9 protein-coding genes are annotated in these 8,391 nt (G+C 42.6%); 3 read left to right on the forward strand and 6 right to left on the reverse strand.

Annotation, left to right across the window (positions count from 1 at the left end; all coding sequences use genetic code 11):
- The 5 genes from L4C33_RS17065 to L4C33_RS17085 all read right to left on the reverse strand — a co-directional run.
- A partial coding sequence (locus L4C33_RS17065) for an ATP-binding cassette domain-containing protein (RefSeq protein WP_428813613.1) occupies window positions 1-497 on the reverse strand: 497 nt, incomplete at its 3' end.
- A 7-nt stretch (window positions 498-504) separates the two neighbouring features.
- On the reverse strand, window positions 505-1,455 hold the full coding sequence (locus L4C33_RS17070) for an iron chelate uptake ABC transporter family permease subunit (RefSeq protein WP_428813614.1): 951 nt from the start codon (window positions 1,453-1,455) through the stop codon (window positions 505-507).
- The gene (gene vctD, locus L4C33_RS17075; protein WP_428813615.1) at window positions 1,448-2,383 is read right to left on the reverse strand and encodes an iron chelate uptake ABC transporter permease subunit VctD; all 936 of its coding nucleotides are present in this window, start codon (window positions 2,381-2,383) and stop codon (window positions 1,448-1,450) included. Before vctD ends, L4C33_RS17070 begins: the two co-directional genes overlap by 8 nt.
- Window positions 2,384-2,407: 24 nt before the next feature.
- Window positions 2,408-3,316 carry a siderophore ABC transporter substrate-binding protein gene (locus L4C33_RS17080; RefSeq protein WP_428813616.1) on the reverse strand — a complete coding sequence of 303 codons (909 nt, stop codon included), beginning with the start codon at window positions 3,314-3,316 and terminating at the stop codon, window positions 2,408-2,410.
- A 96-nt stretch (window positions 3,317-3,412) separates the two neighbouring features.
- A complete protein-coding gene (locus L4C33_RS17085; RefSeq protein ID WP_428813617.1) occupies window positions 3,413-3,973 on the reverse strand; it encodes a DUF4136 domain-containing protein in 561 nt (186 codons plus the stop codon).
- A 268-nt stretch (window positions 3,974-4,241) separates the two neighbouring features.
- Here L4C33_RS17085 and L4C33_RS17090 point away from each other — a divergent pair, with 268 nt between their 5' ends.
- Entirely contained in the window at window positions 4,242-4,496 is a 255-nt protein-coding gene (locus L4C33_RS17090; RefSeq protein WP_428813618.1) for a YgjV family protein, read from the forward strand.
- Between the two features lie 72 nt (window positions 4,497-4,568).
- On the opposite strand, the gene melR is transcribed toward L4C33_RS17090, so the two are convergent.
- Window positions 4,569-5,573 (reverse strand): transcriptional regulator MelR, encoded by a 1,005-nt coding sequence (gene melR, locus L4C33_RS17095; RefSeq protein ID WP_428813619.1) that lies wholly within the window; start codon window positions 5,571-5,573, stop codon window positions 4,569-4,571.
- 327 nt (window positions 5,574-5,900) lie between these two features.
- Between melR and L4C33_RS17100 the strand changes: the two genes are divergently transcribed.
- Together L4C33_RS17100 and melB are read left to right on the forward strand one after the other, a co-directional pair.
- Complete coding sequence (locus L4C33_RS17100) at window positions 5,901-7,253, forward strand: alpha-glucosidase/alpha-galactosidase (protein ID WP_428813620.1); 1,353 nt, start codon at window positions 5,901-5,903, stop codon at window positions 7,251-7,253.
- 70 nt (window positions 7,254-7,323) lie between these two features.
- Window positions 7,324-8,391 (forward strand): melibiose:sodium transporter MelB (gene melB, locus L4C33_RS17105; protein WP_428813621.1); only part of this gene is annotated, 1,068 nt, incomplete at its 3' end.

Here is an 8,391-nt window from a genome sequence, read left to right on the forward strand (position 1 = left end):
AAATTGTTCAGTGGCTCATCTAAGAACACATAATCTGTATCTTGCGCAATTACCATGGCGATGAATGCCAACTGCCTTTGTCCGCCACTCAGTTGGTCTAAATATTTATCCTCAATAAGGTTAAGATCTAGATATTTAATGGCCTGGTCAATGACTCGGTTATCTTCCGCTGTAAGCTTTCCTTTTGAGTAGGGAAAACGACCAAATGAGACCATTTCACGAACAGTAAAACGCATTGAGATTGAGTTCGCTTGGCGTAATACTGCAAGTTTTTTAGCTAGAGCTTTCGTGTCCCAATCAACAAGTTCTCGACTTTCAATCATGACTTTTCCATCGTCTTTATCCATTAGACGACTGGCCATAGAAAGTAAGGTACTTTTACCAGCGCCGTTAGGCCCAATGATTGAAGTAACTTTGCCTTTCTCAAATTCCGCACTCGCTTGTTCTACAACCGCTTGCTGACCAAAGTATTTGGTTAAATTTTCTAACTGGATCATGAATTACCTACAGCACTTTATTTCGAACAAGCATTGATAGGAAATAAATCCCACCAACAAAATTAATGACAACGCTTAATTGAGTTTGGAAGCCAAACAAGTTTTCAATCGTCCATTGCCCTACAAGCAATGTCGCAACCGACAGTAAGGAGCAACCTAGAAGCAATGTTTTGTGTTGGTATGACTGAAACCATTCTCGGGCTAGGTTCGTAACCAATAGCCCAAAAAACATAATAGGCCCCACCAGCGCAGTCGAAATAGCGATTAAAATGGCCGACAACATCAAACATTGCTTAGTCACTTTCTTAACGTCTACACCAAGGCTCACGGCGTTATCGCTATCTAGCCAAAATACATCCAAAGTGCGATGTAGCCTGAACAATAGCCCACTGACAAGCAGTAATACCGGTGCAGACCAATACACAAGTTCAACATTGACGTTATTGAAGCTAGCAAACATGTTAGCCAGTACGGCTGCAAAATCATTCGGGTCGAGTAACATAATCAAAAACGAAGAAACGTTGCTGAACAGTTGCCCGAATATCACCCCAAGTAATAGCAATACCAACAAATTTGCCTTCTGTTTTTGGAAGTAAAAGCCAAATAGCACTAAAGAGAAAACCAGCATTAAACTTGTCGACAAGAAGAAGTTTAAAAATGGATTCAATACATACACACTTAAGCTGCCAAACAGCACCACGATCAYAACCTGCGTTAAAAGGTATAACGCATCAAACCCCATAATACTCGGTGTTAAGATCCTATTGTGGGTAATGGTTTGAAATATCATAGACGACTGAGCTATCGCAATTGCAGCAACAACCATCGCCAAAACTTTGGGTACTCGACGTGACAGAAAGTACTGGTAGTTATCTGCAGTCAGCCCAATCCCAATGAATAAACCAGCGAAAACGACTACAACAATAGAAAGCAGGATCAAACGACTAGAATCACGCACGCTTTTCCCCTCGTAATACTAGATAAATAAACACACCGCCGCCTAAGATGCTGATGATCATTGAAATTGGGACCTCGTAGGGAAATATGATGGTGCGACCTACCAAATCACAAATAAGTACGATTGAAGCCCCTGCTATCGTGGTAATGGGTATATTTCGACGTAGATTATCACCGTAATAGCGACTCACTATATTTGGGACTATGAGGCCAAGAAACGGTAGCTGGCCAACAATCATCACGACACTAGCCGACATCACTGAAACCAAAACTACACCAATGACTAAGACCTGTTGATAGTTCAAACCTAAGTTAACTGCAAAGTCTTTCCCCATACCCACCGCGGATATTCGAGTGGCGAACAGATAACTTAAAATAGAAACAGGGAGAGCGATAAAGAGCAGTTCAAAATCACCACTTAATATGTTGGCGAAGTTAGCCACAGCCCAGCCTGACAAGTTCTGCACAGCGTCGTATTTGTACGCGATAAATGTGGCGATAGATTCAACAACATTACCGAAAACAATCCCTATCAGCGGAACGAACACCGCGTTTTTAAACTGGATACGGCTGATGAACTGGACAAAAATTAGAGTGCCTATCATTGATGTTGCGAAAATAAGCCAAAGATTTTGTCCACTTCCAAATAGAACAAGGCTTAGTACATACCCCAACATCGCACATTCGATCGTGCCTGACGTTGAAGGTGCAGCAAAACGGTTTTGACTAATTTGCTGCATGATTAGGCCAGCAATACTTAAGCCTGCACCAGCTAATAGAATAGAAAGTAGTCGAGGGAGTCGACTTGTGAAGAGTAGTTCTAATGCTTGAGGATCACCGGCAACAATCGCTGCCAGTGACACATCACTTACCCCAACAAAAAGTGAGGCAACACTAAGGAGCAGTAGAACGAGCAATAACTTTTTCAAAGTTAACCTCTGCTAAATAGCGCTCTACTTAAGCCCGATAGAATGTTTAACGTCGGTAACCATTTGCTCTGTAGCTGTTACACCTGAAATTGCAAGGTACCAGGCATTCACGTCCAGGAAAGTCATTGCATCATTTTTGTAAGCACTGGTCGCCTTAACGAGATCATTTTCGAAATCACGTTTAGTGGTACTTTCACCTTTGTTTACTAGGGAGTTACGGTCTACCACTAGTAAAGTCTGAGGATTGGCTTCACGGATATACTCATAAGAAATCAAATCACCATGACGCGTAGGCTTAATTCCTTTTACAGTTTCTGAGAAACCAAAATCCCTGTAAATAGAAGAGAATCGCGATTCAGCGCCGAACGTTGYAATGTTGCCACCAGAGCTCATTACCGTTAGAGCATCGACATTGTTCTTTTGATTGTAGGCTTTTATTTGCTTAAATTCAGCATCTAGCTGCTCAATCTTTTGTTCCACTTTATCAGCATTATCAAAGATTTTAGCCAATGTTCGCCACTGTGACTGAGTGCTTTCCCAATAGCCTTTGTCATCTTCAGCAGCAAATAGCACTGTTGGTGCGATGTCAGATAGCTCTTTATATTTTGTCGCCGCTCGACCACCAATGATGATTAAGTCCGGCTTTTGCATATAAATGCTTTCGAAGTTAGGCTCGAACAARCTGCCTGAAGAGGCGTAGTTATCAGACGCATACTTAGACAGGTAATCAGGAATGGTACTGGCTTGCGCCACAGCAACGGGCTCGATACCAAACGCATCAAGCGCGTCTAGCGCACCTATCCCAATAACCACAACCCTTTCAGGCTTCTGCTCCAGCGTAGTTGAACCGAGTTGGTGTTCAATTGTTACAGGTACAGCCATCGCAGAAGATGAGAAAAAGCAAACTAGTGCTGTTGAAAAATAGCGATTCATAGCAATCCTTAAAATACATTTAATAATGATTTCGATAGTCATTATCATTTAGATTGCAGAATATAGCTATTAATCGAATTAGTGGCAATACAAAAATTAGGGTTTTACTGTTGGTACGCCCCTTAAAATCATTTCAATATAGGTTTCTAGCCTTTTCTCTGTGGATTCAAGGCTTAAGTTTGGCTCAATGCCACTTTGAGTCAGTGTTTGCCATTGAGGCGCGGCCATATTTGGGCGATACATAACAATATATAGCGACCCTTTCTCAGCAAGCTTCCCATCTTTGTCGTAGAACGGAACACCAGTAGACAACTTCGTATGATCAAAGATCGTCGAGTCCCTTAATACAGATTCTGCTGCCAAACCAAAACCAATGATCACATCCCCTTCTCCGCTATCATTTCGTAAGCGATAACCGCGAATATTCATCTCACTTTCAATTGAGTTTCGTACCATTTCCGTAATTTCTGAACTGTTAAACTCGGAAGGTAAATAGGCACGTTCTGAATTAGGATGCCAAGAGTATGTCTTTACACCTTGCTCCAAGAAAGTGAAATCCCCACTGGTCACCATTCCATAGTCATGTTTATCACGCGCCTCCTGCGTCGTACAGGCCGTTAATAACAGCACTAGACCTACTGTAATTATTCCCTTCATCTATACCTTCCTTAGCTTATTGGAATTTTCGTTTCGCTATTACTTCTCAACATAAACAGTAATCTATCGATAGGAAACACTATTAAACGTTTGCGTAATCGCTAACCTTCACTTCTGACTGTTTTGGGGGTTTCATCACAGATTCACGCTTGTTATAGTTCCCCGCAGTTAAATATAACCAACCATTCGAGGCACGGAGCTTCCTCACTAATCTCATGAAGAGAAGAATTGGTACCGATCGACAATCGGCAAATTAGAGGATCAAACAATGGAATTCAATATGGTTGAAATTTTAGGTTACGCTGCATCTATCATGGTTGCTATCTCACTAACAATGAAAGATATCGTTCGCCTACGTGTACTTAACTTTATTGGTTGTGCGCTGTTCACTGCGTATGGTGTGATGATTGATGCAATGCCTGTAGTCGCGACAAACGGATTCATCGCATGCGTTAACGTTTACTTCCTTGTTAAAATGCAACAAGAAAAGAAAGCTGAGTCTCTGAAGGCTGCTAAAGCGTAATCGCTTATAGAATTGAAAATAAAAAGCCCAAACATCTGTTTGGGCTTTTTTGATTTCTTCGTATCAATACCGCTAACTGTCCGTCGTCGTTAATGGCCTTTTACCGTCACACGCCCCTTTCTCAAGGTCGTATAGCGGGCTGGCGCCATGGCTACTCCATCGGTGGTCTTCCCTAGCCAGTTTTCTGTATTGAGTCGGCGTGACACCAATGTATGTTTGAAAGGTTTCATAGAATCGACTACTCGAATTGAAGCCCACGGTTAGCGAGATATCGAGAATGGTTCTATCCGTATCGCTCAGCAAAGCACGTGCATGATTGATACGCATCGCAGTAATATACTGCTTGATGGTCATCTGCATCGTTCTCTGAAACACATTCATGGCATAGTTGCTATGCAATCCAATATGTTCAGCAATGCCTTTAACGGTTAATGGCTGGTTATGGTGAGTGGCTATGTATTCCAACATTTGGCTTACATAGAATTGGGAATGTTTCGACACCCCTTTCTTAGTCGACTTATCCTGTCGATTTACCAGCAATTGTTGCCAACCATCAAGGCAAATCCGTTTAAGCATTAGGCCAATTTCATCCATAGCCAATTGTTGGCGACTTTCTGACGAATGCTTTATCTCTTGTGCCCAGCGTGAGATTTCAAATTCACTGATCAACGAACAAGAATTCGATTGCAACACACTACCGTGAGTGATCTGATTCACTAAATCTCGACTGAGAGCCCATGACATAAAATGGTGAATAGGGATATTGATGATCCCCATATTATGGCATTGACCCGGATTCGTGAGTCGATGAGGCACAGATGCCCAAAACAAGCCAATCGATCCGCTTTTAACCACGACGGGGCTTCCGTTGATGATGTACTCCACATCATCACCAAAGGGTATATTCACCTCAATTTGACCATGCCAATGATAACCAGGCATGGAGTGAGGCGCTCTGAGTTCAATATCGATTGTCTCATAGGAAGAATAGAGAGAGAGCGGACTTACCGATACGGTCTCGGACGAGTACTTGTCTGAAGTGATGATTCTCACCGTATCTTGGGCTGATTGGGGCATGTCTCGCTCCTTAGGAAATCGTATACCAGACTTTTATCAGCTCCTCGATAATAAAACTCAGAAGGCGATCATAGAGCCGTAATAGCCCATTTCATAAGATCAGAACTCTGTGATTAGAGTTCAAACCTTGAGTGTAAAACTGACTTCATTGCACAACACCTCTCCTTAAAACCCAAGAATTTATCCCATTTCCTAATATTTCCATTCACTAATTTAAAAATATTAGAAAACAGGAGAGCTATTAAGTTATCTGAGACGAATCGACATGGGTTCTAGGTGTAATTTATCTGCATCAACAAAGAACTCAGAGAGATAAAGGATTCCACTATGCAAAACCCTAAAATCACATTCATTGGTGCAGGCTCCACCATTTTTGTAAAAAACATTCTTGGTGATGTTTTCCACCGTTCAGCTTTAAAAAACGCTCATGTCGCTTTAATGGACATTGATGAGGTTCGATTGGAAGAGTCTCACCTTGTCGTCAGTAAATTGATGGAATCATCCGGTGCGACTGGCTCGATTTCATGCCATTTAAATCAAAAAGAGGCACTGCAAGACGCAGATTTTGTTGTCATTGCCTTTCAAATCGGTGGCTACGAGCCATGCACTGTCACAGATTTCGAAGTGTGTAAGCGCCACGGTCTTGAACAAACAATTGCTGACACACTTGGTCCGGGCGGYATTATGCGTTCACTACGCACGGTACCGCACCTTTGGAGTGTCTGTGAAGACATGACCGAGGTTTGCCCGAACGCTACCATGCTCAACTACGTAAACCCAATGGCAATRAACACATGGGCAATGTACGAGAAGTATCCGCACATTAAACAAGTCGGTTTGTGTCACTCAGTACAAGGTACAGCTGAAGAACTAGCGCGCGACCTAGACTTAGATTACGCAGATCTTCGCTATACCTGCGCAGGCATCAACCACATGGCTTACTACCTAACCCTCGAGAAGAAAACAGAAAGCGGTGAGTACGTCGACATTTATCCAGACCTACTTGAAGCTTTTGAGAGTGGCAAAGCGCCTAAACCAGGCATCCATCACAATGGTCGCTGCACTAACTTAGTTCGCTATGAGATGTTTAAGAAACTTGGTTACTTCGTGACAGAGTCTTCTGAACATTTTTCTGAATACACCCCCTATTTTATCAAGACAAATCGTCCAGATTTAATCGAACGTTATAAAGTGCCACTTGATGAATACCCTAAACGTTGTGTCGAACAAATTGCAGATTGGAAGCGCGACCTTCAAGAGTTTAAAACAGCCGACAAAATTACCGTTGAGGAGTCTCATGAATACGCTAGTACCATCATGAACTCTATTTGGACAGGTATACCAAGCGTCATTTATGGAAACGTTAAAAACGAAGCCTTAATCGACAATTTACCTCAAGGTTGCTGTGTTGAAGTCGCCTGTTTAGTTGACGCTAATGGTGTTCAACCAATCAAAGCAGGGCGTCTACCAAACCACTTAGCTGCATTGATGCAAACCAACATTAATGTTCAGACTCTACTCACAGAAGCGATTCTCACCGAAAACCGTGACCGTATTTATCATGCTGCAATGCTTGACCCTCATACCGCGGCAGTACTTGGAATAGAAGAAATATACGCGCTGGTTGATGACTTGATTGCGGCACATGAAGGCTGGTTACCGGAGTGGGTTAATAAGTAATTTCATACTAATAAAAATTCAATAACGTGAATATTAACGCCTTCTCAAAGAGGAGGCGTAAGGAGTGGCAATGAGTATCTCTATGAACACCAAATTAAGCTATGGCTTTGGCGCATTTGGTAAAGACTTCGCAATCACCATCGTCTACATGTATCTGATGTTTTACTACACGGATGTTGTCGGTATTTCTGCCGCAACAGTCGGAACCATTTTCCTCGTTGCACGCATCTGGGATGCCGTCAATGACCCCATTATGGGGTGGTTGGTCAACAATACACGTACTCGATGGGGCAAGTTCAAACCTTGGATTTTAATTGGCACACTCGCTAACTCAGTGGTTCTTCTGATGGTGTTTAGTGCGCATTACATCGAAGGTCCTTGGTTAATCGCATACGCAGCTGTCACCTATATTCTATGGGGCATGACTTACACACTAATGGATATCCCTTTTTGGTCACTGGTCCCAACACTGACTTTGGACAAGCGTGAACGTGAAGAGCTTGTTCCATACCCTCGATTTTTCGCAAGCCTTGCCTGGATAGTAACCGCCGCCATTGCAATGCCTTTTGTGAATTACGTAGGTGGGGACGATAAAGGATTCGGATTCCAAATCTTCACCCTCTTGTTGATCGCATGTTTCTTAGTCTCTACTTTCATTACTTTGCGCAATGTGAAAGAGCGCTATTCAACGGCAAATCTAGACACAACACAACCGGAAGAAAAAGTTTCACTGAAAAAACTCCTGTCGCTTATCTACAAAAACGACCAATTGACTAGCGTTCTGTGTATGGCGTTGTCTTATAATCTCGCGACCAACATTATTACCGCCTTTGCTGTTTACTACTTCACTTATGTTGTTGGTAATGAAGAACTCTTCCCTTACTACATGGCTTATGCGGGTATTGCCAACCTCATAACACTGGTGTTGTTCCCTAAACTTGCCCAGATGTTTTCACGACGAGTTCTGTGGGCATGTGCATCCACTTTCCCTATCTTAGGCAGTGCTGTACTGATCTACGTTGGCATGTATGACACACAAAGCATTCTCCTGATATCAACGGCAGGCGTCTTCCTACAAATTGGTACTGCTCTGTTCTGGGTACTTAATGTCATCATGGTAGCTGACACTGTGGATTAC

This window comes from Vibrio makurazakiensis (genome assembly GCF_050337375.1).
Classification (GTDB): Bacteria; Pseudomonadota; Gammaproteobacteria; order Enterobacterales; family Vibrionaceae; genus Vibrio; species Vibrio makurazakiensis.